The sequence below is a fragment of the Herbaspirillum sp. NPDC101397 genome (genome assembly GCF_044767325.1).
GTDB lineage: Bacteria > Pseudomonadota > Gammaproteobacteria > Burkholderiales > Burkholderiaceae_D > Herbaspirillum.
Genome location: NZ_JBIWNS010000002.1, coordinates 322,502 through 345,325 on the forward strand (window position 1 = coordinate 322,502; position 22,824 = coordinate 345,325).

The 22,824-nt window shown below is 61.3% G+C and carries 20 protein-coding genes; 7 read left to right on the forward strand and 13 right to left on the reverse strand.

All coding sequences use genetic code 11. The features are described 5' to 3' along the window. Nucleotides 1–75 precede the first annotated feature (75 nt). Nucleotides 76–1,968 (forward strand): EAL domain-containing protein, encoded by a 1,893-nt coding sequence (locus ACIROW_RS06295; protein WP_402273130.1) that lies wholly within the window; start codon nucleotides 76–78, stop codon nucleotides 1,966–1,968. 114 nt (nucleotides 1,969–2,082) lie between these two features. On the opposite strand, the gene serS is transcribed toward ACIROW_RS06295, so the two are convergent. Further along, nucleotides 2,083–3,381 carry a serine--tRNA ligase gene (serS, locus tag ACIROW_RS06300; protein WP_402273132.1) on the reverse strand — a complete coding sequence of 433 codons (1,299 nt, stop codon included), beginning with the start codon at nucleotides 3,379–3,381 and terminating at the stop codon, nucleotides 2,083–2,085. Nucleotides 3,382–3,546: 165 nt separating this feature from the next. Between serS and ACIROW_RS06305 the strand changes: the two genes are divergently transcribed. Beyond that, complete coding sequence (locus ACIROW_RS06305) at nucleotides 3,547–4,140, forward strand: hypothetical protein (protein WP_402273134.1); 594 nt, start codon at nucleotides 3,547–3,549, stop codon at nucleotides 4,138–4,140. Between the two features lie 31 nt (nucleotides 4,141–4,171). On the opposite strand, the gene ACIROW_RS06310 is transcribed toward ACIROW_RS06305, so the two are convergent. Next, nucleotides 4,172–5,467 (reverse strand): replication-associated recombination protein A, encoded by a 1,296-nt coding sequence (locus tag ACIROW_RS06310; protein ID WP_402273136.1) that lies wholly within the window; start codon nucleotides 5,465–5,467, stop codon nucleotides 4,172–4,174. 171 nt (nucleotides 5,468–5,638) lie between these two features. On the opposite strand from ACIROW_RS06310, the gene fdxA reads away from it, so the two are divergent. Beyond that, the gene (gene fdxA / locus ACIROW_RS06315) at nucleotides 5,639–5,974 is read left to right on the forward strand and encodes a ferredoxin FdxA (protein WP_402273139.1); all 336 of its coding nucleotides are present in this window, start codon (nucleotides 5,639–5,641) and stop codon (nucleotides 5,972–5,974) included. 18 nt (nucleotides 5,975–5,992) lie between these two features. Here the strand turns inward: fdxA and lolA are convergent, their stop codons facing one another. Both lolA and ACIROW_RS06325 read right to left on the reverse strand, forming a co-directional pair. Next, entirely contained in the window at nucleotides 5,993–6,658 is a 666-nt protein-coding gene (gene lolA / locus ACIROW_RS06320; RefSeq protein ID WP_402273141.1) for an outer membrane lipoprotein chaperone LolA, read from the reverse strand. A gap of 11 nt (nucleotides 6,659–6,669) precedes the next feature. Next, nucleotides 6,670–9,000 (reverse strand): DNA translocase FtsK, encoded by a 2,331-nt coding sequence (locus ACIROW_RS06325; protein WP_402273143.1) that lies wholly within the window; start codon nucleotides 8,998–9,000, stop codon nucleotides 6,670–6,672. Nucleotides 9,001–9,345: 345 nt separating this feature from the next. On the opposite strand from ACIROW_RS06325, the gene trxB reads away from it, so the two are divergent. Beyond that, a complete protein-coding gene (gene trxB, locus ACIROW_RS06330) occupies nucleotides 9,346–10,299 on the forward strand; it encodes a thioredoxin-disulfide reductase (RefSeq protein WP_402273145.1) in 954 nt (317 codons plus the stop codon). 76 nt (nucleotides 10,300–10,375) lie between these two features. Further along, complete coding sequence (locus ACIROW_RS06335; protein WP_402273147.1) at nucleotides 10,376–11,029, forward strand: Smr/MutS family protein; 654 nt, start codon at nucleotides 10,376–10,378, stop codon at nucleotides 11,027–11,029. Nucleotides 11,030–11,034: 5 nt separating this feature from the next. Here ACIROW_RS06335 and ACIROW_RS06340 read toward each other — a convergent pair whose 3' ends face one another. Next, on the reverse strand, nucleotides 11,035–11,922 hold the full coding sequence (locus tag ACIROW_RS06340; protein ID WP_402273148.1) for a LysR family transcriptional regulator: 888 nt from the start codon (nucleotides 11,920–11,922) through the stop codon (nucleotides 11,035–11,037). A gap of 150 nt (nucleotides 11,923–12,072) precedes the next feature. On the opposite strand from ACIROW_RS06340, the gene ACIROW_RS06345 reads away from it, so the two are divergent. Next, entirely contained in the window at nucleotides 12,073–13,077 is a 1,005-nt protein-coding gene (locus ACIROW_RS06345) for an aldo/keto reductase (RefSeq protein ID WP_402273150.1), read from the forward strand. Between the two features lie 25 nt (nucleotides 13,078–13,102). On the opposite strand, the gene ACIROW_RS06350 is transcribed toward ACIROW_RS06345, so the two are convergent. The 4 genes from ACIROW_RS06350 to ACIROW_RS06365 form a co-directional block, all read right to left on the reverse strand. After that, nucleotides 13,103–14,284, reverse strand: coding sequence for a PA0069 family radical SAM protein (locus ACIROW_RS06350; RefSeq protein WP_402273152.1), 1,182 nt, complete (start codon nucleotides 14,282–14,284; stop codon nucleotides 13,103–13,105). A gap of 101 nt (nucleotides 14,285–14,385) precedes the next feature. Next, on the reverse strand, nucleotides 14,386–15,483 hold the full coding sequence (locus tag ACIROW_RS06355; RefSeq protein WP_402273154.1) for an ABC transporter substrate-binding protein: 1,098 nt from the start codon (nucleotides 15,481–15,483) through the stop codon (nucleotides 14,386–14,388). 77 nt (nucleotides 15,484–15,560) lie between these two features. Continuing rightward, nucleotides 15,561–15,899 (reverse strand): P-II family nitrogen regulator, encoded by a 339-nt coding sequence (locus ACIROW_RS06360; RefSeq protein ID WP_007881397.1) that lies wholly within the window; start codon nucleotides 15,897–15,899, stop codon nucleotides 15,561–15,563. Between the two features lie 97 nt (nucleotides 15,900–15,996). Then, nucleotides 15,997–17,610 (reverse strand): NAD+ synthase, encoded by a 1,614-nt coding sequence (locus ACIROW_RS06365; RefSeq protein ID WP_402273157.1) that lies wholly within the window; start codon nucleotides 17,608–17,610, stop codon nucleotides 15,997–15,999. A 79-nt stretch (nucleotides 17,611–17,689) separates the two neighbouring features. Here ACIROW_RS06365 and ACIROW_RS06370 point away from each other — a divergent pair, with 79 nt between their 5' ends. Beyond that, nucleotides 17,690–18,853, forward strand: a complete 1,164-nt coding sequence (locus ACIROW_RS06370; RefSeq protein ID WP_402273160.1) for a GNAT family N-acetyltransferase — start codon at nucleotides 17,690–17,692, stop codon at nucleotides 18,851–18,853. Between the two features lie 67 nt (nucleotides 18,854–18,920). Here the strand turns inward: ACIROW_RS06370 and ppa are convergent, their stop codons facing one another. From ppa to ACIROW_RS06390, 4 genes are all read right to left on the reverse strand, one after another. Continuing rightward, nucleotides 18,921–19,460, reverse strand: a complete 540-nt coding sequence (gene ppa / locus ACIROW_RS06375) for an inorganic diphosphatase (RefSeq protein WP_402273163.1) — start codon at nucleotides 19,458–19,460, stop codon at nucleotides 18,921–18,923. A gap of 166 nt (nucleotides 19,461–19,626) precedes the next feature. Next, the gene (locus ACIROW_RS06380) at nucleotides 19,627–20,826 is read right to left on the reverse strand and encodes a heme biosynthesis protein HemY (protein ID WP_402273165.1); all 1,200 of its coding nucleotides are present in this window, start codon (nucleotides 20,824–20,826) and stop codon (nucleotides 19,627–19,629) included. A gap of 16 nt (nucleotides 20,827–20,842) precedes the next feature. Further along, nucleotides 20,843–22,021: a uroporphyrinogen-III C-methyltransferase gene (locus tag ACIROW_RS06385; protein ID WP_402273167.1), complete on the reverse strand. Its 1,179-nt coding sequence runs from the start codon at nucleotides 22,019–22,021 to the stop codon at nucleotides 20,843–20,845. Continuing rightward, the gene (locus ACIROW_RS06390; protein ID WP_402273169.1) at nucleotides 22,018–22,800 is read right to left on the reverse strand and encodes a uroporphyrinogen-III synthase; all 783 of its coding nucleotides are present in this window, start codon (nucleotides 22,798–22,800) and stop codon (nucleotides 22,018–22,020) included. Before ACIROW_RS06390 ends, ACIROW_RS06385 begins: the two co-directional genes overlap by 4 nt. Between the last annotated feature and the right edge of the window lie 24 nt (nucleotides 22,801–22,824).

Below are 22,824 nucleotides of genomic sequence, written 5' to 3' on the forward strand. Positions count from 1 at the left end.
CAGATGTTGCCCGGCGCTTGTGCGCTCACTACACGCGATCTCTTCATTTCTATGGTTGGACCTACTGGACCTGACATGGCCCCATTTGCCTCACACGATTTCGACCACCATGTTCCGCCCTTGCCTGCCGGCCCGGGCGAGCCAGGCCCTGTCCAGTTGGCGGCCGAACAACAGGAGTCACAACAGAACTCGCAATTGCTGTCGCATCTGCACGAAATCATCGCCCAGCGCAGCCTGACGGCGTTGTTCCAGCCCATCATCCGCATGCGCAGCGGCGAGATCGTCGGCTATGAAGGCCTGATTCGCGGCCCTTCCAACAGCCCGCTGCATTCGCCGCTGAATCTGTTCAAGGTGGCGCGCGCCAACAAACTGTCGGTGCAGGTCGAACACCTGTGCCGCCATATCGTCATGGCGCAATTCGCGCAGTCCGGCCTGCCGGGAAACCTGTTCCTCAACGTCAGCCCGGGCGCGCTGGTGCAACCCGAGGCGATCCAGGGTGAAACCCTGCGCCATCTGGAAAAACTCGGCATCAATCCGCAGCGCATCATCATCGAACTGACCGAAAACGAGCCGACCTACGATTACGAGCTGCTGCGCAATGCAGCGATGCACTACCGCGACATGGGCTTCCAGATCGCCATCGACGACCTTGGCGAGGGTTTCTCCAGCCTGCGCCTGTGGTCCGAGCTGCAGCCGGAATACGTCAAGGTCGACATGCACTTCATCCAGGGCATCAACAACGACCCGATGAAATTGCAGTTCGTGCGCTCGATCCAGGAGATCGCCGAGAAGTCCGGCTCCATCGTCATCGCCGAAGGCATCGAAACCCAGGCCGAACTGCTGACCATTCGCGACCTCGGCATCGCCTGCGGCCAGGGTTATCACATCGCCCGCCCGCACGCCAATCCGAAGACCGTGGTCGGCGACGATATCAGCAAGATCCTGCGTCGCGACAAAGTACCGCTGGCCACACAAAAATACGGCCCGACGAAAAAGAGCGCCACCGTCTTCAAACTGCTGCGCGAAAGCCAGTATGTCGCGCCCGATGTGTCCAACGACGAGGTCTACCACCTGTTCGTCAACGATCCGCAATTGCAGGCGCTGCCGGTGGTCAGCAACGGCATCCCGGTCGGCCTGATCAATCGCTACAGCATGGTGGAGCGCTTCGCCCGCCTGTATGGCCGCGAGCTCTACGGCAAGAAGTCCTGCACCTTCTTCATGGACCCCAACCCGCTGCTGACCGAGCAGGACACCAGCTTGCAAGACCTCAGCCACATCCTGGTACAGGCCGAATCCCATCACTTGTCAAACGGTTTCATCATTGTCGACCAGGGCCAGTACGTCGGCATGGGCACCGGCCATGACCTGCTGCGTGAAATCACACAAATGCAGATCGAAGCGGCGCGCTACGCCAACCCGCTGACGCAGTTGCCGGGAAACGTGCCGATCAACGAGCACATCGAGTTCCTGCTGCAAAGCGGCGTCGAGTTTTGCATCTGCTACTGCGACCTCGACAATTTCAAACCCTTCAACGATGTCTACGGCTATCGCAAGGGCGACGACATGATCCAGCTGACCGGCCGCACGCTGAGCCAGTTCTGCGACACGCAACTGGACTTCATCGGCCACATCGGCGGCGACGACTTCCTGATCATGTTCCAGAGCGAAGACTGGGAGCATCGCTGCAAAGCCATGCTGGAAGCGTTTGCGGTCGCTTCGCAGACCTTTTACTACGTCGAGGACAAGGAGCGTGGCGGCTACTACAGCGAAGACCGCCAGGGTGACCGGGTGCTGCATCCGTTAGTGAGCCTTTCGCTGGGCGCGGTCAAGATCGAACCCTCGCAATACTCCTCTCCGCACCAGATCGCCTCGGCCGCGACCAAGGCCAAGAAGCAGGCCAAGAAGACGCCGGGCAACAGCCTGTTCATCGAGCGGCGCGTGCCGGCGACTTTCTCATGGGCAATGTAAACGATCCCAAATAGCTGCGCGCCCCTCATTGGACGGCGCATGAAAAATGGCTGATGCCCCTGCGGACATCAGCCATTTTTCATTGTGCAGCGTGGAATGCCTGGATTGCGTGGATTACGGCGCCAGTTTTTCCAGTCCGCCCATGTACGGACGCAATACCTCTGGAATCGTCACGCTGCCGTCAGCCTGCTGGCCGTTCTCAAGCACCGCCACCAGTGTGCGGCCGACCGCCAGGCCCGAGCCGTTGAGCGTATGCACCAGTTCCGGCTTGCCTTGAGGATTGCGGAAACGCGCCTGCATGCGACGCGCCTGGAAGGCTTCGCAGTTCGACACCGACGAGATTTCACGATAGGTGTTCTGCGCCGGCAGCCAGACTTCGATGTCGAAGGTCTTGGCCGCGCCAAAGCCCATGTCGCCGGTGCACAGTGTAATGACGCGATAAGGCAGGCCCAGCTTCTTGAGAATGTTTTCGGCGTGACCGAGCATCTCGTCCAGCGCTTCGTAGGACTTTTCCGGATGCACGATCTGGACCATCTCGACCTTGTCGAACTGATGCTGGCGGATCATGCCGCGCGTGTCGCGGCCATAGCTGCCGGCTTCCGAACGGAAGCACGGGGAATGCGCAGTCATCTTCAGCGGCAGCGTGTCGCCGGCCACAATCTCGTCGCGCACCAGGTTGGTCAGCGGCACTTCGGCGGTAGGGATCAGGTACAGCGCAGCGTTGTCACTGGAGTCGCCTTCCTGGCCGCCCTTCTTGGCCGCGAACAGGTCGGCTTCGAACTTCGGCAACTGGCCGGTGCCGCGCAGCGAATCGGCGTTGACGATGTAAGGGGTGTAGCACTCGGTGTAGCCGTGCTCGAGTGTGTGCGTGTCGAGCATGAATTGCGCGAGCGCACGATGCAGGCGGGCGATGCCGCCCTTCATGACGGCGAAGCGCGAGCCGGTAAGCTTGGTGGCGACATCGAAGTCGAGGCCGAGCGCGGCGCCGACGTCGACGTGATCCTTGACTTCAAAATCGAAGGTGCGCGGCGTGCCGACCTTGCGCAGTTCGACATTGCCGCTTTCATCGGCGCCGGCCGGCACGGATTCGTGCGGCAGGTTCGGCAGCGTCAGCAGGAAATCGCTCAATTGCACCTGCACTTCTTCCAGGCGTGTGGCGGATGCCTTGAGTTCATCGCCGATGCCGGACACTTCCGCCATCACGGCCGAGGCGTCTTCGCCCTTGCCCTTGAGCATGCCGACCTGCTTGGACAGGCTGTTGCGCTTGCCCTGCAATTCCTCGGTACGGGTCTGGATCTGCTTGCGCTCGCCTTCGAGCGCATTGAAAGCGGCGACATCAAGCTGGAATTTGCGCGCTGCCAGACGGGCAGCGACATTGTCGATGTCTTTACGAAGAAGTTGGATGTCGATCATGGAGTACCAGATAAGTAAATACGAAGTAAATGCGATGAATGCGATAAACCGAGATTGTACCAAGGACATTGACCATCCTCGCGGGCGGCCGGCTGAATGCGCGAAAAATAGCCTCGCTTGCGTTACCATTGCCGCCAACATTCAGGACCATTACAGGAACCCGCCATGTCCGACAAACCCTCCCAGCCGCCTTTGATCGCCTACCTGATCGGCTTCGCCCTGTCCGCCTGCTGCGCCATCTGGGCCGGCTCACAATTCGCCCTGACCGGCTCGAGCATCGGCTACGGCGTGCTGACCGGGCTGGCCTTCGGCGCCATGTTCGCCTTCGGGCAACGCGTCAAGAACCGTCTGTTCCCGACGCCGGAATCGACCAAATGGAAGATCAATGCCGGCCCCAGCGCCGCCGACCTGCGTCCGGCCAAGCGCGCGGCGGCGCGCGCCAAACCGGTGACGGTGACGTTCGACGATGAATTCATCAAGACCGCCCGCGCCGGCGCCGAACTGGAAAGCATCGCCTGGCAAGACGTCGAGCGCATCGTCATCACCATCGGCGACGATTTCCTGCCGATGCCCTATTGGATGATCGCCACCGCCAAGGGCGGCATCCGCCTGCCCAACGACACGCCGGGGCTGGAAGGCCTGATGGAGGAGTTCAAGGCGAAGCTGCCGGGCTACGACAACGACGCCACCTATGCCGCGGTGATCGCGGCCATGGGAGCGATGGAAGGTGTGTTCGAAGTGTGGAAGAAGACCGCGTGAACAAGCCGGCGCATTGCCGCCCGGCCCGGCATTACTCTTTGTTGTTCTTCTTGTACTCGCGATCAAGCTCGCGCAGATGCGCCATCTTGTCGCCGATCTTGGCCTCGAGTCCGCGCGGCACCGGCTGGTACCAATGCGGATCGGGAATGCCGTCAGGCAGGTAAGTCTCGCCGGCGGCATAGCCTTCCGGTTCATCATGGGCATAGCGATACAGCTTGCCGTAACCCAGTTGCTTCATAAGCTTGGTCGGCGCATTGCGCAGGTGCTCCGGCACGCCGCGCGACTTGTCTTTCGCGACGAAGGCGCGGGCCTGGTTGTAGGCCATGTAGCCGGCATTGCTCTTGGCCGCAATCGCCAGATAAATCACCGCCTGCGCCAAGGCCAGTTCGCCCTCCGGCGAACCGAGGCGCTCATACGTGGCGGCGGCGTCGTTGGCGATCGTCATGGCGCGCGGATCGGCCAGGCCGATGTCTTCCCACGCCATGCGCACAATGCGGCGCGCCAGGTAACGCGGATCGGTGCCGCCGTCGAGCATGCGCGTGAGCCAGTACAAGGCGCCGTCGGGACTGGAGCCGCGCACTGATTTATGCAGCGCTGAAATCTGGTCGTAGAAAGCGTCGCCGCCCTTGTCGAAGCGACGCAGCGCATCACCCAGGCATTCGGCCAGCAGTTCCGTGCCAACCATGGCAACATTCTTCGCCTGTGCTGCACGCGCCACGATTTCCAGGTTGTTGAGCAGCTTGCGCCCGTCGCCGTCGGCGCTGGCGATCAGCATTTCCTTGGCTTCCGGTTCGAATTGCAGGCCGTCAAGTTCATCGCGGCAAGCGCGGTCGATCAGCGCGCCGAGGTCTTCTTCCGTCAGCGATTTGAGCACGTACACGGCCGCGCGCGAGAGCAGCGCGCCGTTGACTTCGAACGAGGGATTTTCCGTCGTCGCGCCGATGAAGGTAAACAGGCCGCTTTCCACATGCGGCAAGAAAGCGTCCTGCTGGCTCTTGTTGAAGCGATGCACTTCATCGACGAACAGGATGGTGCGGCGACCGGAATTGGCGCGGATCACTTCGGCGCGCTCGACTGCTTCGCGGATGTCCTTGACGCCCGACAGCACCGCCGACAGCGCGATGAATTCGGCATTGAAACTGTCCGCCATGATGCGCGCCAGCGTGGTCTTGCCTACGCCCGGCGGCCCCCACAGGATCATCGAATGCGGCTCGCCCGATTCGAACGCCACGCGCAGCGGCTTGCCCGCGCCGAGCAGGTGCTGCTGGCCGATGACATCGTCAAAGGAGTGCGGGCGAAGACGTTCGGCTAACGGCGCGGAATTCATGGAGCGGTCAAATTGGGGAATTAAAATGGATGCCAGTCTAACCGATCCGGCAGCGGGTTATCGGGCCGGATGCTAGAATCCTGCCGGCTTGCGGGTGCGGAACAGTGTTGGTCCGGTTTGCCGCTTGTCATTTTGCCTACTTCTTCGGCGCGCCACGGCGCGTTTCAGCCCATGCCTTTTGTCGTCACCGATTCCTGCATCGCCTGCAAATATACCGACTGCGTCAGCGTCTGTCCCATGGATTGTTTTGTCGAAGGCCCGAACTTCCTGGCCATCGATCCGGACGGCTGCATCGATTGCTCGATGTGCGTGCCGGAATGCCCGGTCGGCGCCATCTACAATGAAATCGACCTGCCCGAAGGCCTGCGCCATTTCACCGAACTGAACGCCAAGCTGGCCAAGCACCCCGGCTGGAAACCAATCACCCAGGCCCAGGCGCCAATGCCCGACCACGCTAAATGGCGCGAGGTCGAAGGCAAGATCGACATGCTCAAGACGTCGATCTGACCTTGCCGTTACATCCGGTTATTGATTGAAGACGTCGGCGCCCTTGGGCACGACGAAGGTGAAGCTGGTCGCTTTCAACGGTGGATTCTTCTCGAAGTTGGTGAACGACAGCAGCGAGGTCTGACCGAACGAATCACGCAATTCCATCGCGTGCGGCACGCCGTCCTTCAAGGCGATGCCGATGCGGTCAAAGGTCGTGTCCTTGGTCTTGGGCGTGGCTTCCAGCCATTCCATGCCGTCCTTGGTGCCGCCTTCTTTCAGCGTGAAATTCTTTTCCAGATCGTTGCTGCCGAACAGGATCGCAGCCGGCGATGAGCCGAGCGCGTTGCCCAGCTTCTTGGTGGTGACCTGATTCAGGTCCTTGTCGTAGATGAACAGCTTGTCGCCATCGGCCTGCAAGACTTGCTCATACGGCTTCTGGTAAGTCCAGATGAATTTGCCCGGACGCGAAAACACAAACGTGCCGCTCGAGGTGTTCGATACCTTGGCGGTGCCGCTGTCTATCTTGACCAGGCGCTGCACGAACTCGCCCTTGGCCGATTGCGTCGACGCCACGAACTGCTTGAACTGCTCCAGTGCGCTGGCCGTAGCCTGTGCGGAAAACAAGGCCGCGCTCAGACCGATCGCAGCAACGGCGACATGCCATTTGTTCAGAAGAGGTGATGCCTGTATTTTTATTTGCATGGTATGCGTCTTTACTCCGTGGTATTTCCTGCCGGCACGAGGATTTCCCGGTTGCCGTTCGATTGCATCGTCGACACCAGACCGCTTTGCTCCATCTGCTCCAGCAGACGCGCGGCGCGGTTGTAGCCGATGCGCAAGTGACGCTGCACCAGTGAAATCGAGGCCCGGCGGTTTTTCAGCACGACCGCGACGGCCTGATCATACAGTTCGTCGCCTTCAGTACCGCCCGCAGCGCCGCCGCCGATTGCACCGTCGGCATCGTCGGCAACGCCTCCTTCTAGGATGCCCTCGATGTAATTCGGTTCCCCCTGCTCTTTCAGGTGATCCACCACGCGATGGACTTCTTCATCGGAAACGAAGGCGCCGTGCACGCGGATCGGCAAGCCGGTGCCCGGCGGCATGTAGAGCATGTCGCCCATGCCGAGCAGCGCTTCCGCGCCCATCTGGTCGAGAATCGTGCGCGAGTCGATCTTGCTGCTGACCTGGAAGGCGATGCGGGTCGGCACGTTGGCCTTGATCAGGCCGGTGATGACGTCGACCGAAGGCCGCTGAGTCGCCAGGATCAGATGGATGCCGGCGGCGCGCGCCTTCTGTGCGATACGCGCGATCAGTTCTTCCACCTTCTTGCCGACCACCATCATCAGGTCGGCCAGCTCGTCGATGATGATGACGATGGTTTCGAGCTGTTCCAGCGGCTCCGGCGCGTCCGGGGTCAGGCTGAACGGATTCGGTATCTTTTCGCCGCGCTTGTCGGCGTCGATGATCTTCTGGTTGTAGCCGGCCAGGTTGCGCACGCCCAGTTTGGACATGCGCTTGTAGCGGCGCTCCATCTCGGCCACGGCCCAGTTCAGCGCATGGCCGGCCTGACGCATGTCGGTCACGACCGGCGCCAGCAAGTGCGGGATGCCTTCATAAATGGAGAGCTCCAGCATCTTCGGATCGATCAGGATCAGGCGCACCTGCTTCGGCGTCGACTTGTACAGCAGCGACAGGATGGTGGCGTTGATGCCGACCGACTTACCCGAACCCGTCGTACCGGCGACCAGCAAGTGCGGCATCTTGGCGAGGTCGGCCACCACCGGATTGCCGGCGATGTCTTTGCCGAGCGCGATGGTCAGGCTGGAATGGCTGTCGTTGTAGACCTTGGAGCTGAGAATCTCGGTCAGGCGCACGATCTGGCGCTTGGGATTGGGTAGCTCCAGGCCCATGTAATTCTTGCCCTGGATGACTTCCACCACACGGATCGAGGTCAGCGACAGCGAGCGTGCGAGGTCGCGCGCCAGGCCGACGATCTGGCTACCCTTGACGCCGGTGGCCGGTTCGATTTCGTAGCGCGTAATGACCGGGCCGGGATAAGCGGCGACTACTTTGACTTCGACGCCGAAGTCGGACAGCTTCTTCTCGATCAGGCGGCTGGTGAACTCCAGCGTTTCGACAGAAACCGTCTGCTGCGCCGGCGGCGCTTCGTCCAGCAGCGACAACGGCGGCAGGCTGGAATCGATGTCCTGAAACAGGCTGGTCTGGCGCTCCTTCTCGATGCGCTCCGACTTCGGCACCGCCACCACTTGTGGCTCGATGCGGATCGGCGGCGCTTCGTCGATCTTGGCGCGTTCCTGCACCACCACTTCTTCGCGCTTGACGGCGGCGACGTGGCCGACCTTGCGATCTTCGCGCGCCGAATAGAAATTGCGGATCCAGAAAATACCGTCTTCAATCGCGCCGCCAATGCGTTCAACCGCAGCCAGCCACGAGACGTGGAAGAACAGGCTGAAGCCCAGTCCGAACAGCAGCAGCAGCAACAGCGTGGCGCCGGTGAAACCGAGCGAGGTCTGTGCCGCGCTGCCGATCATTTCGCCCAGCACGCCGCCCGGCGCGCGCGGCATCGGCGCCTTCATGGTGTACATGCGCATGTATTCGATGCCGAGGCTGCCGGCCAGCAGGAACACGAAACCGATGGCACGGATCAGGCCTTCCTGATGGTGCTCGGGTTCGGTCTCTTTCTGCATCAGGAAGCGATTGGCCAGGTGCCGATAGCTGCGCCAGATGGAATGGCCCAGCAGCACGCACCACCACCAGGTCGACATGCCGAAGATGTACAGCATCAGGTCAGCCACCCAGGCGCCGACGCGGCCGCCCCAGTTATGCAGGTGCGGCACGGAATTAGCCACCGACCAACCCGGGTCACTGCGCGAGTAGGTCAGCAGGATCAAGGACAAATACACCAGCAAGGTCGCCATGGCCAACCAGCGGGCTTCGTACAGGAGGCGCACCAGCCGGCTCGGCAGCTGCGGAGTTTCGGCGGCTTTGGTGTTGCGGGTATAGGCTTGGCTGGTCTTGGTCATAAATCTTTATCTGGCGCGCCTTGGGGGCGCATTTAACTCAGGCGACATTGTAACGGCGATTGCCGGGCAGAAAACCGGGGTATGGAAATCGGCAGAGAATCAGGGCAAATCGCAGGGCGGACGGCCCTATTGATGGAATAGCGTAATTCCATCGGACCGGTCTGGCGCTTCGTCTATAATCTTAACCGTTTTGCAGCGCAATATAGGATAAACGGCAACATAAGCCGCAGTCTTCCGGCATCGCAGCCGGTCATCCTCGCGCCCGCATTGAAATCCGGCAGTCCGGCATCATTTTAATGACATGCCGCTGCGCCCCACTTCTGTTCAGTTCATTAAGAGTATTTTATGACCACGCCCAAACACGCCAAGGTTTTGATTCTCGGTTCCGGCCCCGCCGGCTACAGCGCTGCCGTCTACGCAGCACGCGCCAACCTCAATCCGGTGCTGATCACCGGCGTCGAGCAAGGCGGCCAGCTGATGACCACCACCGACGTCGAAAACTGGCCCGGCGATCCGATGGGCGTGCAAGGACCGGAACTGATGCAACGCCTGTTGAAACACGCCGAGCGTTTCAATACGGAAATCATTTTTGATCACATCCACACCACCAAGTTGTCGGAACGGCCATTCCGCCTGATCGGCGACTCCGGCGAATACACTTGCGACGCGCTGATCATCGCCACCGGCGCGTCGGCGCAATATCTCGGTCTGCCTTCCGAAGAAGCCTTCATGGGCAAAGGCGTGTCCGCCTGCGCCACCTGCGACGGCTTTTTCTATCGCGGCAAGGAAGTCGCCGTGGTCGGCGGCGGCAACACCGCGGTCGAAGAAGCGCTGTATCTGTCCAACATCGCCAGCAAGGTCACCATCATCCATCGCCGCGACAAGTTCCGCGCCGAACCTATCCTGATCGACCGCCTGCTGCACAAGGTTACCGAAGGCAAGATCGAGATCAAGTGGCATCACACGCTGGAAGAAGTCGTCGGCGATGAAAGCGGCGTCACCGGCATCAAGATCAAGTCGACCCAGGACGGCAGCGTCACGCCGATCACACTGCACGGCCTGTTCATCGCCATCGGCCACAAGCCGAACACCGGCATCTTCGAAGGCCAGCTTGACATGCAGAACGGCTACATCAAGACCCGCACCGGCCTGGAAGGCTTCGCCACCGCCACCAGCATCAACGGCGTGTTCGCCGCCGGCGACGTGCAGGACCATATTTACCGCCAGGCCATCACCAGCGCCGGCACCGGCTGCATGGCCGCGCTGGACTCCCAGCGCTATCTGGAAGGCTTGGAGTAACTAGCTCAGCTCGTCATCCTCAGCCCTCCCTCTTCATCGCGGGAGGGCTTTTTCAATTCTCACCGGTGCGCGAATCATGGCGACTATCAAGGATTTTTCGGCGCTCAAGTCATTGCGCAAGGATCTCAAGGCGCAGGAAGAAGCGCGCCTCGCCGCCGAACGCCAGCGCGTGGAAGATGAAAAGCGCCTGCGCGCCGAAGCCGACATTTTCCGCAGCAGCATCGGCAAGATAGCGCCGCTGCGCAGCAACGAAAAAGCCGCCCTGTTCCCGCCGCAACCCTTGCCGATCGCGCGCCACCACATCGCCGACGAACAGGCGGCGCTGATGGAATCGCTGTCCGACGAATTCACCTTCGACACCCTGCTCGACACCGACGAAAACCTCAGCTTCGCGCGTCCCGGCGTGGGCAGCGACGTGCTCAGCAAATTGCGGCGCGGCCATTGGGCAATCCAGAACCAGCTCGACCTGCACGGCCTGCGCCGCGACGAAGCGCGCGAAGCGCTGGGCGAATTCCTGCGTCAGGCGCGCCGGCGCGGCCAGCGCTGCGTGCGCATCATCCACGGCAAGGGACTGGGCTCGGTCAACAAGGAGCCCGTGCTGAAACAGAAGGTGCGCAACTGGCTGGCGCAGAAGGACGAAGTCATCGCCTTTTGCCAGGCGCAGCCGGCCGACGGCGGGTCAGGTGCACTGATCGTACTGCTGCAATCGAGCGCGCCGGCCAACCGCTAGAACCTCTAGCGAATTTTCAGTATCTCGGCCAGCCAGTCGACAAACACGCGCACACGCGGCGACAGATGCCGGTTGTGCGAATACACGATCGCCACCGGCAACGGCGGCGGTTTGAATTCCGGCAGCACTTCTTCGATCACGCCCTGCGCCAGCAAGTCCTCGGCGCCCAGCAAAGGCGCCTGCACCAATCCCAGTCCCGCCAGGCAGCACGCCATGTAGGCCTCGGAACTCGCCACCGACACCTGGCCGCGCAACTTCAGGGTTTTCAGCTCGCCGTTCTGCATGTATTCCCACGGCAGCTCGCGGCCGGTGCGGCTGGAAAAATAATTGATCATCACGTGCTGCTCCAGCTCCGCCAGCGTGCGCGGACGGCCGTGGCGATCGAGGTAGGCCCTGGAGGCGCAAGTGATCTGCTCCATCGCGCCGATGCTGCGCGCAATCAGCGTCGAATCGCTGAGGATGCCGACGCGCACCACGCAGTCGACGCCTTCGCCGATCAGGTCGACGAAGCGGTCGCTGGCATTGAGCTTGACCCGGATGTCGGGATAGCGCGCGAAGAACTCCGGCAGGCGCGGAATCACGCTCTTGTGCGCCAGCCGCTCGGGCAGGTCGACACGCACCACGCCTTGCGGCTGCTCGTGGTCGAACAGGTTTTCGACATCCTGGAATTCCGCCAGCAAGCGCTGGCAACGTTCAAGGTAAGCCGCGCCGTCATCGGTCAGCGTGACCTTGCGCGTGGTCCGCTGCAGCAGGCGCACGCCGACGCGCTTCTCCACCGCCTGGATGGCGTTGGTCACGGTCGCCGCCGGCAAGCCCATCTGCTCCGCAGTCTTGCTGAAGCTGCCCAGTTCGGCGACGCGCACGAATACTTCCATTGCCTGAAGACGGTCCATGATAATTATTGATATTCGAATAAAGAAATCATTTTAACGCTATTTATTCGAAATTAAATAAGTTCGACAATACCCTCCATGCGCCGAAGAACGACCGCTGTCGCCTCCGTTCCGGCTGGCATCCCTACTTTTCACCTGGAAGGAATCATCATGGAACATCGCACACTCGGCCGCAGCGGCCTCTCCTCCTCAGCCCTCGGGCTCGGCTGCATGGGCATGTCGGATCTGTACGGCCCGGCCGATGAACAAACCGGCATAGCTACCATCCACGCCGCGCTGGACGCCGGTGTAACGCTGCTCGACACCGGCGACTTCTACGGCATGGGTCACAATGAAATGCTGATCCGGGACGCCTTGCGCACGATCGGCAGCGGCAGTCGCGACAAGGTCCAGCTGAGCGTGAAATTCGGCGCCATGCGCGACGCCGGCGGCAACTGGATCGGCATGGACAACCGCCCGGCGGCGGTGAAGAATTTCCTGGCCTATACGCTGCGTCGTCTCGGCGCCGACCATATCGACATCTATCGCCCGGCGCGCCTCGATCCGTCCGTGCCGATCGAAGACACCGTCGGCGCCATCGCCGAAGAAATCAAAGCCGGCCGCGTACGTCACATCGGCTTGTCGGAAGTCGGCGCGGACACCTTGCGCCGTGCTCACGCCGTGCATCCGATCACAGATTTGCAGATCGAATATTCGCTGATCTCGCGCGGCATCGAAAAGGACATCCTGCCGACCTGCCGCGAACTGGGCATCGGCATCACGGCCTACGGCGTGCTGTCGCGCGGCCTCATCAGCGGTCATTGGGATCCGTCGCGCAAGCTGGCGGCGAACGACTTCCGCAGTCACAGTCCGCGCTTCTCGGCCGACAACCTGGCGCATAATCTGGCGCTGATCGACGTGCTGCGCAGCATCGCCGCCGACAAAGAGGCTACACCGGCTCAGGTCGCGATCGCCTGGGTGCTGGCGCAAGGCAGCGACATCGTGCCATTGGTCGGCGCACGTCGCCCGGAACGCCTTGCGGAGTCGCTGGGCGCACTCAAGCTGGTGCTGACGCGCCAGGATCTGGCGCGTATCGAAGAAGCCATTCCAGCCAATGCTGCGGCGGGCGAACGTTATGCCGCGCATTCGATGGCGCACTTGGACAGCGAGAAATAGACGGAAGCAGCGATGCCCGCGCCGGTCAGAACAAGTTGAACTGGCCGGACGGCGAGGCGCGCGCCGGTCGCGCGGGCGCCACGAATTGCGACGCATCAAGCATGTCGAACCAGCCGCGCTCATGCATGCCGCTGCGCTGCACGGCTTTTTCAAAACGCTGGCGTATCAGCTCGGCCCACACGCCTTCGCCGCGCATGCGCGTGGCGAAATCTGAATCGTTGTCCTTGCCGCCACGCATCTCCCGGATGCGGTTCATGACACGGTTGGCCCGTTCGGGAAAGTAGGTCTGCAGCCATTGCTGGAACAGCGGATTGACTTCCCACGGCAAGCGCAGCACGGTGTAGCCGGCACGCCTCGCGCCGGCCTCTGCAGCCGCCGCGATGATGTCCTCCAGTTCGGGCTCGTTGATGAAGGGAATCACCGGCGCAACGCTGACACTGACCGGAATGCCTGCTTCGGCCAACGTGCGGATCACCCGCAGACGGCGCGTCGGCGTGGCCGCGCGCGGCTCCAGCTTGCGCGCCAGCGCCGGGTCTAGCGTGGCGATGGTGACGGCGGCGATCACCTGCCGCCGTTCAGCCATCGGCGCGAGGATGTCGATGTCGCGTTCGACCAGCGAGGACTTGGTGATCAGCGCAGCCGGATGCCGGCAATCGCTGAGTATCTGCAATACGCGCCGCGTGATCTGCAGCTCGCGCTCGCAGGGCTGGTAGGCATCGGTGTTGATGCCCACGGTGATCGTCTCGGGCACATAGGACGGCTTCGCCAATTCGCGCAGGAGCAATTCCGGGGCATTGGTCTTGGCGAAAATCCTGCTCTCGAAGTCCAGTCCCGGCGACAAGCCCAGGTAAGCGTGTGTGGGACGTGCAAAGCAGTACACGCAGCCATGTTCGCAACCGCGATACGGATTGAGCGACGCATTGAACGGCAGGTCGGGCGACTTGTTGCGGCTGATGATGGTTTTGGCGGTTTCTTCGGTGATGATGGTGCGCACGGTTGCCGGTTCGTCTTCTGCGCCATTTTCTGATTCAGGCACCCCCCAGCCGTCGTCGAAGCCGACGCGCTGCTCCACCTCATAGCGCCCCTGTATGTTGCTGACCGCGCCACGGCCCTTGCGCGCATCGAACACCCGCGTGAAAGTCTCGCCTTCGCTCTCGCGTACTTGCGTGATTTGCAACGGGACTTTGCGGTAGCCGGACTTGCTCATGGGGTCATCGCCTTGCATTGGAATACTGTATATATAAACAGTATTTTAAACCAAATACAGCGATGTTCGTAAAGACCGGACAAGCCAGTGAATCGACGGCTTCAGTTCATGAAGCGCGCATCCTTGGTCATGGTCGCAATGTCCACGTACATCGATCCCTGGTGATTGGTGGCGGAGAAATTGACGACATAGCCGCCGCCGTCGTAGTTGCGCGCATTGATGCTTTCGAGCGCACGGATCAGGCGCTCGCGCGTCAGATTACGCCCTGCCCGCTTCAAGCCTTCAACCAGCACGCGTGCCGCAATGTAGCCTTCCAGGCTGGTGACGGTGAATTCCTCGTAGCCTGACTCAGCCATGCGCTTGCGGTATTCGGCAACGAGCGGCATCGAAATGCGCCAGGGCAGCGGCACCACTTGCGTGACCAGAATGCCGTGCGCCAGCTCGCCCAGTTCGCTGGCCAGCTGCTTGTTGCCGACGAAGGACACGGCAAAGAACTGCCCGAGGAAGCCGCGGTTGCGCAAGCTGCGTACGATGCGGGCGTTGATCTGGGAGTCGGCATGGACCAGCATGACGACATCGGCCTGCACGCTCAGTGTCTTGTCGATCAGGGGCTCGAGGTTGACGCCGCCATGGTTGATGCCGATGCTGGTCAGCTCGATGGCTTCGCGGCGGGCGCGACTATCGACGTCCTGCTTGATCATCACGCCATATTGGTCTTGCTGATACAGCAGCGCCAGCTTGCGTATGCCGAGCCAGTTCATGTTGCGCAGGAAGTAAGCGTATTCGTCCGCATAACTCGCACGGATCGAAAACAGATGTCGATCGAACGATGCATGGAGCGCACCGCCGGTGAACGGCGCAAAGAAAGGCACGCCCGCACGCGATGCGATCTGCAGGCCGGCCTGGCTGGTCGGCCATCCGACGAATCCGAACAGCGCAAACACGCCGTCACGCTCAATCAATTGACGCGTGTTATAGGCGGCGAGGGATGCAGAATATTGGTCGTCGCGGGTACGCAGCTCAATGCGTCTGCCATGCACACCGCCTTGCTGGTTGATCTTGTCGAAGTAGACTTTGGCGCCGATCAACACCTGGCGCGCGTATTGCGCAGTGGGCCCCGACATGCCGGCCGATTGTCCGAGCAGGATGCGGGTATCGGAGACGCCGGGGTCGGCGTCGGCATGTGCGGGGGAGAACAAGCACGTTAACAAAAAGATCGGAAAAATTCGAAACAACCATCGAAGCTGCTCCGACATGCGATCTCCCCTTCACGGTGTTATACCGCTTCCGCTCCTGTCTCGCCGGTGCGGATGCGAATGACCTGTTCGACTTCCTGCACAAAAATCTTGCCGTCGCCGATCTTGCCGGTGCGCGCCGCCTTGATGATGGCGTCGACCACCGGTTCCACCACGCTGTTGTCGACCACGACTTCGATCTTCACCTTGGGCAGGAAATCGACAACGTATTCAGCGCCGCGATACAGCTCGGTATGGCCCTTCTGACGGCCGAAACCCTTGACTTCGGTAACGGTCAGTCCGGTGACGCCGACTTCGGCCAGCGACTCGCGCACTTCGTCCAACTTGAACGGTTTGATGATAGCAGTGACTTGCTTCATGGCTATTCCCTCCTTATAAAATGTCGCAGAAAATCGAATTAAATCAATAAAAGTTTTTACAGAACACTCTTAATTATGTGCGCTGAACAACGTAATGTTATTCGCGGAATCTTGACGTAATCGGATATCGCCAGTCGCGGCCGAAAGCCCTGTGGGTGACCCGGATACCCACCGGCGCCTGGCGCCGCTTGTACTCGTTGATCTTGATCAGGCGCGTGATGCGTTCGATATCTTCCTTCTGGTAACCGGCCCGCTCGATCTCGACGATGCCGAGATTTTCTTCCATGTACATCTGCATGATGGCGTCGAGGACTTCATACGGCGGCAGCGAATCCTGGTCCTTCTGGTCGGGCCGCAGTTCGGCCGACGGTGCGCGTGTCAGGATGCGTTCGGGAATGACTTCGGAAATGCTGTTGCGGTAAGCGCACAAACGATAGACCAGCGTCTTGGCGATGTCCTTGATCACGGCGAAGCCGCCGGCCATGTCGCCGTACAGCGTGCAGTAGCCCACCGCCATTTCGCTCTTGTTGCCGGTAGTCAGGACGATGGAACCGTACTTGTTGGACAGCGCCATGAGCAGCGTGCCGCGAATGCGGGCCTGGATGTTTTCTTCGGTGGTGTCTTCCTTGAGTCCCTTGAACTCTTCGGACAAGGTGCTGCGGAAGGCCGAGAAACAATCGTTGATCGAAATCTCGTCGTAGCGCACCTTGATGCGCTCGACCATGTCGCGCGAGTCGATCCAGGAAATGTCTGCCGTATAAGGCGACGGCATCATGATCGCGCGCACCTTGTCGGCGCCCAGCGCATCGACCGCGACGGCCAGCGTCAGCGCCGAATCGACGCCGCCTGACAAGCCGATCAGCACGCTCGGGAAACCGTTCTTGCCGACGTAATCGCGCACGCCCAGCACCAGCGCCTGGTACACCTGCGCTTCAATCGACAGCGCCGGCGCCATCTGTGGATTGCGGATCTGCACACCGTCGAATTCGATGACCTGCAAATCTTCCTGCGCATGCGCCAGGCTGGCGACCAGTTCGCCGGCGATATCCATGGCGAAGGAATTGCCGTCGAAAATCAGTTCATCCTGGCCGCCCACCAGATTGGCGAACACCAGCGGCATGCCTTGTTTGGTCACATTGTCGCGCATCACGTCGAGGCGCAGCGACTGCTTGTTCATGTGGTACGGCGAACCGTTCAGGATCAGCAGTACCTGTGCGCCGGCCTCTTTGGCGCGGGCAGGCGCGCGCGGGAACCAGGTGTCCTCGCAGATGTTGATGCCGAATTTCGTGCCTTTGACGTCGAACACCAGCGGCGTGCCGTCGGGCGTGAAGTAGCGCTTCTCGTCAAACACGCTGTCGTTGGGCAGCTCCAGCTTGTGATAGCTGCCGGAGATTTTGCCGTTGAGCAGAACCGATGCTGCGTTGAAGCGCGCACCATCCTTGAGCACCGGATGGCCGACGACGACGTGCACGTCTTTCAACCCGGCCAGCTCGGCCGTGAGCGCTTGCAACGCTTCGTCGGTTTTTGCGTAGAATGCCTGACGCAGCAACAGGTCTTCAGGAGGATAGCCTACCAGCGACAATTCCGGCGTGAGGACGATGTCCGCACCCTGTGCTGCGGCACGGCGAGCGAATTCGACGATTTTGTTGCGATTGCCCGAGATATCTCCAACGGTGCTGTTGATCTGGGCGATGGCGACTTTGACTGACATGATGGCGACAAGTAAGAAATGACGGTAAGAAAATGACGAAGAGTACGGACGCAACACCTGTGCCGGGGAGCTGCACGCAGTGAACGCAGAGTCTCATTATCGCACGCGAATCATTTCTTCTCTGGCAGAAGTTGGCCAGCCGGCATGGGATGCGCTGCTTGCCGCCCAGGCCGACGCCACGCCGTTTTTGTCCTACGCTTTCCTGCATGCGCTGCATGAAAGCGGCTCCGCCGCCAAGGACACCGGCTGGGAGCCGCAATACCTGACACTGTGGCAAGGTGATGACCTGAAGGCGGCATTGCCGCTCTACCTGAAATATCACTCCTACGGCGAGTACGTGTTCGACTGGGCCTGGGCCGAGGCTTATGAACGTCACGGCCTGCCCTATTACCCCAAGCTGCTGGCGGCGATTCCGTTCACGCCGGTCAGCGGCGCTCGCCTCCTCGCGGTGGACGAGGCCGCACGCCAGGCGCTGGTGCGGGCCTTGCAGGAACTCCAGGAAGCCGCACAGACCTCCTCCACCCATGTGCTCTACCCTCCCGCAGCAGAGGCGCAGACGCTGGCAGAGGCCGGCTTCATGCTGCGCAGCGGCGTACAGTTCCATTGGCACAACGAAGGCTATCGCGACTTCGCCGAGTTCCTCACCACGCTGGAACGCAAGAAACGCAAGAACATCCTGGCCGAGCGGCGCAAGGTGGGCGACGCCGGCGTGACGTTCCGCCATCTGCGCGGTCACGAAGCCGGCGAAGCCGACTGGCGTTTTTTCCACCGCTGTTACCGCCACACTTATGCGGCACACCATTCGACGCCTTATCTGAACCTCGACTTTTTCCTGCGCATCGCCGCCGGGATGCCGCAGCATCTGCTGCTGACAGTGGCCCATCGCGACGGCAAACCGGTCGCCTCGTCGTTAGTGGTCTATGACGAAGACGCACTATACGGACGCTACTGGGGTGCGCTGGAAGACATCCCCTGCCTGCATTTCGAAACGGCTTACTACCAGCCGCTGGAATTCTGCATCGACAACAAGATCGCGTGGTTTGAAGGCGGCGCCCAGGGCGAGCACAAGATGGCGCGCGGCTTCCTGCCGCAGAAAACCTGGTCGGCGCACTGGCTGGCGCATCCCTCGTTTGCCGATGCGGTGGAACGCTTCCTCGAACGCGAAGGCGGCGGCATCGACGATTACCTGAGCGAACTCAACGAACGCAACCCGTTTCGAGATCCGACTCGCGATCCGACATGACTGCGACCGGCACAAAAAAAGCGCACCCGCGGGTGCGCTTTTTTATCGGCAATGCCTGGACTGCAGATTACTTGGCTTGCTGCTTCTTGAAGGCTTCGACGCCGGCGAGGATTTCCGCCTTGGCCGATTCCGGACCTTCCCAGCCGTCGATCTTGACCCATTTGCCCTTTTCCAGGTCCTTGTAGTGCTCGAAGAAATGCTGGATCTGCTTCAGGCGCAGTTCGTTCATGTCTTCCGGCTTTTGCCAATGCGTGTAGATCGACAGGACCTTGTCGACCGGCACCGCCAGCAGCTTGGCGTCAACGCCCGACTCGTCGGTCATCTTCAGCACGCCGATGGGACGGCAACGCACCACCACGCCGGGGAACAGCGGGAACGGGGTAATCACCAGCACGTCGACCGGGTCGCCGTCTTCGGACAGCGTTTGCGGGATGTAACCGTAGTTGCACGGATAGTGCATCGCGGTGCCCATGAAACGGTCGACGAAAATAGCGCCGCTATCCTTGTCCACTTCATACTTGATCGGATCGGCGTTCATCGGGATCTCGATGATCACATTGAAGTCGTTGGGCAGGTCGCGGCCGGACGGGACGTTATTCAGGCTCATGGTGCTTTCTCGTAAAGAAATGAAGGGATGGGAAACCCGAGATTATAACGGCATTCAGGCCGCCAATCTGCATCTGCGCCGAATCAGCGCGCACTTGAAATCAGGCAATAAAAAAGCCGCCGGGTCGTTACAGCGACACGGCGGCTCTTTCTTGTTCGTCAGAAAACTAGCGGATGGCCGTCGCCAGCGCGCATTGCTTGTAGTGCGCGGCAGCCTGTTCGTGCTGGTCGAGCGCGTCATGCAACTGCGCGAGGCTGAGGTGCGATTCGCGCACGGTGCGCGGCTCAAGCGCATCGGACAGGGCTTGCTCCAGATGGCGCTGGGCCTTGCCCCACAGCTTCTGGCGCAGGCAGAACATGCCCAACGTCAGCGCCAGTTCGGCATCAGTCGGACGTTTCGCCAGCCATGCCTCGCAGCGTTCGATCTGCGCCAGCAGCGCCGGCGAGCCGGCTTCGGCCGTCGAATCACGGTAAGCGCGGATCAGGCGGTCATCCCAATCGGCTGCCAGTGCGCGCTCCAGCAGCGTGCGCGCTTCGTCGTGCAGGCTGCGGCTGCTGAAGGCCTGAGCGGCGCGCGCGGCGATATAAGGTTTCAGGCGATCGGCGTTAGGCACTTCGGCCCACAAGCGACGGATCGACTCGGCGTCGTGCGAGCGATCCGACAGCAGAGCGTCATAGGCCATTTCACGCAGGCGATTGGACAAGGCCGGATGCAGCGCATTGCGCTTGTCCAGCGTTTGCACCAGGCGCAGCACTTCTGGCCAGTTCTTGGCTTGCTGGTTGGCCTTGAGCGCCCATTGCAGCGCCTGGATGTGACGCGTGCCGTTGGCGTTGAGCTCTTCGACAGTATCGAGGGCGGCCTTGAACTGGTGATCGTCGACCAGCAATTCCAGCGTCGTCATAAGGCGCGCGGCCTTGAGTCCATTGTCGCCGTCGGTGCTGGCCAGCCAGATGTCGCGCCGATCGGTCTGGCGCATGCGGTGCGCGGCACGCGCGCCGACCAGCGCGGCGATGCCGGCGTTGTCGGGCAGTTCGGCAGCGCGCGTGGCGGCTTTTTCAGCGTGACCGAAACGGCCTTCGAAGAAAGCCTTGATCGAATCACGCAAAGCCTTGTTGCCGTCGTTTTCACGCTTCTGGCGGCGATAGGCGATCACGCGGCCGGGCAGCTTTTGGGTCAGGCGCACGGCGCGGATCAGCACGTACAGCGCGATGAACAGCACCACCACCGCGGCCAGGAAGAAGTTGAGCGACAAATCGACGCGGTACGGCGGATAGAACAGCACGACGTTGCCGGGATTGAAGCGCGCCAGTACCGCCAGGCCGATGGCGGAAGCAAACAGGGTCAGGAGCCAGAGAAGAATTCGCATATTTCTGTCGTCTTAATTAACGGCGGCCTTTGTAGTTGCGCACCGCGTTGATGCTTTCGCTGAGCGTCGGCATCTGGATCGACAGGTTGCTGCCCTGGACTTGCTTCAACATGGCCTGCGTAGTCTGCACTTGCTTGGCGCGGGTGTCGAAGTACTTGGCGATGGTGTCTTGTGCTGCGGCCAGGTCGTTGCGGAACGCGAACTCGTTGCGCGACAGCAGCGCCAGGCGAGCATTGAGCAGGCGCAGCTTGAGGTTTTCACGGGCATAGTAAGCCTGGGTCGGCGACAGCAGCAAGGCGTCCGGCGTGTCGACGCTGCGGATGCGCACCAGCTGCTTCAGCTCGGTCCACATTTCGGCGCTGAAGCTTTGCCACTTTTCCTGGGCGTCAGCCAGCCAGTCGGACGCCGGAACTGCAGATGCGGCAGCCGGCTGCTCCTTGCCGTTCGACTTGGCGGCAGCTTTGGGGGCGGCGCGCGCGGGTTGTTTCTTCGGTTCCGTCACCGACACCACCGGTTTTTCGTCCGACAGCAACGGCATGCTGTCGATCTGGCCGATGACGCTGTCGAGGCGTACGGCGATACCGGGCACGTCGACGGTCGGTAAGGCCTTCAGGCGATCCTGGTCGCGCGCAATGGCGCGGCGGATGGCGATGAATTGCGGCTTGTCGGAGCGCGACAGGCTCTTGTCGGCGTTCTGCAAGGCGATCAGCGCACCCTGCACGTTGCCGGCCAGTTCCAGCTGCTGGCTGGCGGTCGACAGCACTTCTTCGATTTCCGACAGTGCCCAGTCATCGCGATTCTTGGAGAGATCCTGGTAGAGCTGTTCGAGCGCCAGTTGCTGGCTTTGCGACTCGGCCTGCTTGCTGTCGAGCACGCTGACCTTGGCTTGCAATTCCTTGGTGCTTTCCTGGACGGTCTTGAGTACGCCCTTGACCTCGGTGTTGGCGACGTCGCCGGTTTGCAGGCGACGCGCGACTTCTTCGCGCAGGCCGCGGATTTCGCTATGCGACACCCACCACTGCGCCACCAGCACGATGGCGAGAATCACCACCAGCAAGGTCAGCAGCCGCAGGCGCTTTTTCAGCACGCCGTTGTCCGAAGGTGTAAAGGAAGGGAGCACCATGCTCGCCTGCAGTCCGGGATCCGCTTTCGGGTCCGGCTGGTTCTGGTCGGGGGAGGATTGCAGTTCGTTCATGCAGGGGATTGTAACGCGGCAATCAGGCGTTCGTCCCCTGATCCGGTCATGGTCACATGGGAGAAACCCAGCGAGTGCGCTGTTTCAGCGATCCGCTGGTGCGAAACGATGATTTCATTGCGTTGTAGTTTTACCACACAGTCCTGTCCCAGCGCCTCGGCGGTGACTTGCAGCAGGTTGCGCAAGGCCTCGGAACTGGTGACCACCCATTCGCTGCCGGCGTCGATCAGGCTGCGCAGATGCACTGCCTTTTCAGCGTCGATTTTCGGCAGCAGGCGTTGATACGCGGTCACGTGCTCGACTTCCACTTGGCTGGCGCGCAGCATGTCCGTCAGAAAATCGCGTCCGGCCTGGCCGCGCACAATCAACACGCGTTTGCCGCGCAGCGCGTCGAGATTGAATGATTTGAACAATTCCTCGGAATCCATGCGCTCGCTGTTGCGCGGCGCGTGGATGGTGGCGTGGGATTCGTCGACCCCGTGGCGCTGCAAGGCCAGCCGGCTGCCTTCGCCGACGATGCCGATGGCGACATTCCCCGGCCACGACGGAATGAACTGGAAGGCGGCATCGATGGCGTTGGGACTGACGAACACCACCAGCGCAAACCGCTCCAGCGCGGACAGCACGCGTTGCAGTTCGGCGCTGTCGGCCACCGGTGCGATTTCCAGCAAGGGGAAAATCACCGGCATGCGGCCGATCGCCGTGACTTGCGTGGCGAACGCGTCGGCCTGCGCCAAGGGACGCGTGATGACTACGGGCCTGGCAGCGAGCTCCTTCACGGCGTCCCCTTCAGTTCAGAGAGT

Coding starts and splice junctions, on each gene's coding strand:
- ACIROW_RS06295 (WP_402273130.1), top strand. CDS start 76: ATGGCCCCATTTGCCTCACACGATTTCGACCACCATGTTCCGCCCTTG.
- serS (WP_402273132.1), bottom strand. CDS start 3,381: ATGATCGACATCCAACTTCTTCGTAAAGACATCGACAATGTCGCTGCC.
- ACIROW_RS06305 (WP_402273134.1), top strand. CDS start 3,547: ATGTCCGACAAACCCTCCCAGCCGCCTTTGATCGCCTACCTGATCGGC.
- ACIROW_RS06310 (WP_402273136.1), bottom strand. CDS start 5,467: ATGAATTCCGCGCCGTTAGCCGAACGTCTTCGCCCGCACTCCTTTGAC.
- fdxA (WP_402273139.1), top strand. CDS start 5,639: ATGCCTTTTGTCGTCACCGATTCCTGCATCGCCTGCAAATATACCGAC.
- lolA (WP_402273141.1), bottom strand. CDS start 6,658: ATGCAAATAAAAATACAGGCATCACCTCTTCTGAACAAATGGCATGTC.
- ACIROW_RS06325 (WP_402273143.1), bottom strand. CDS start 9,000: ATGACCAAGACCAGCCAAGCCTATACCCGCAACACCAAAGCCGCCGAA.
- trxB (WP_402273145.1), top strand. CDS start 9,346: ATGACCACGCCCAAACACGCCAAGGTTTTGATTCTCGGTTCCGGCCCC.
- ACIROW_RS06335 (WP_402273147.1), top strand. CDS start 10,376: ATGGCGACTATCAAGGATTTTTCGGCGCTCAAGTCATTGCGCAAGGAT.
- ACIROW_RS06340 (WP_402273148.1), bottom strand. CDS start 11,922: ATGGACCGTCTTCAGGCAATGGAAGTATTCGTGCGCGTCGCCGAACTG.
- ACIROW_RS06345 (WP_402273150.1), top strand. CDS start 12,073: ATGGAACATCGCACACTCGGCCGCAGCGGCCTCTCCTCCTCAGCCCTC.
- ACIROW_RS06350 (WP_402273152.1), bottom strand. CDS start 14,284: ATGAGCAAGTCCGGCTACCGCAAAGTCCCGTTGCAAATCACGCAAGTA.
- ACIROW_RS06360 (WP_007881397.1), bottom strand. CDS start 15,899: ATGAAGCAAGTCACTGCTATCATCAAACCGTTCAAGTTGGACGAAGTG.
- ACIROW_RS06365 (WP_402273157.1), bottom strand. CDS start 17,610: ATGTCAGTCAAAGTCGCCATCGCCCAGATCAACAGCACCGTTGGAGAT.
- ppa (WP_402273163.1), bottom strand. CDS start 19,460: ATGAGCCTGAATAACGTCCCGTCCGGCCGCGACCTGCCCAACGACTTC.
- ACIROW_RS06380 (WP_402273165.1), bottom strand. CDS start 20,826: ATGCGAATTCTTCTCTGGCTCCTGACCCTGTTTGCTTCCGCCATCGGC.
- ACIROW_RS06385 (WP_402273167.1), bottom strand. CDS start 22,021: ATGAACGAACTGCAATCCTCCCCCGACCAGAACCAGCCGGACCCGAAA.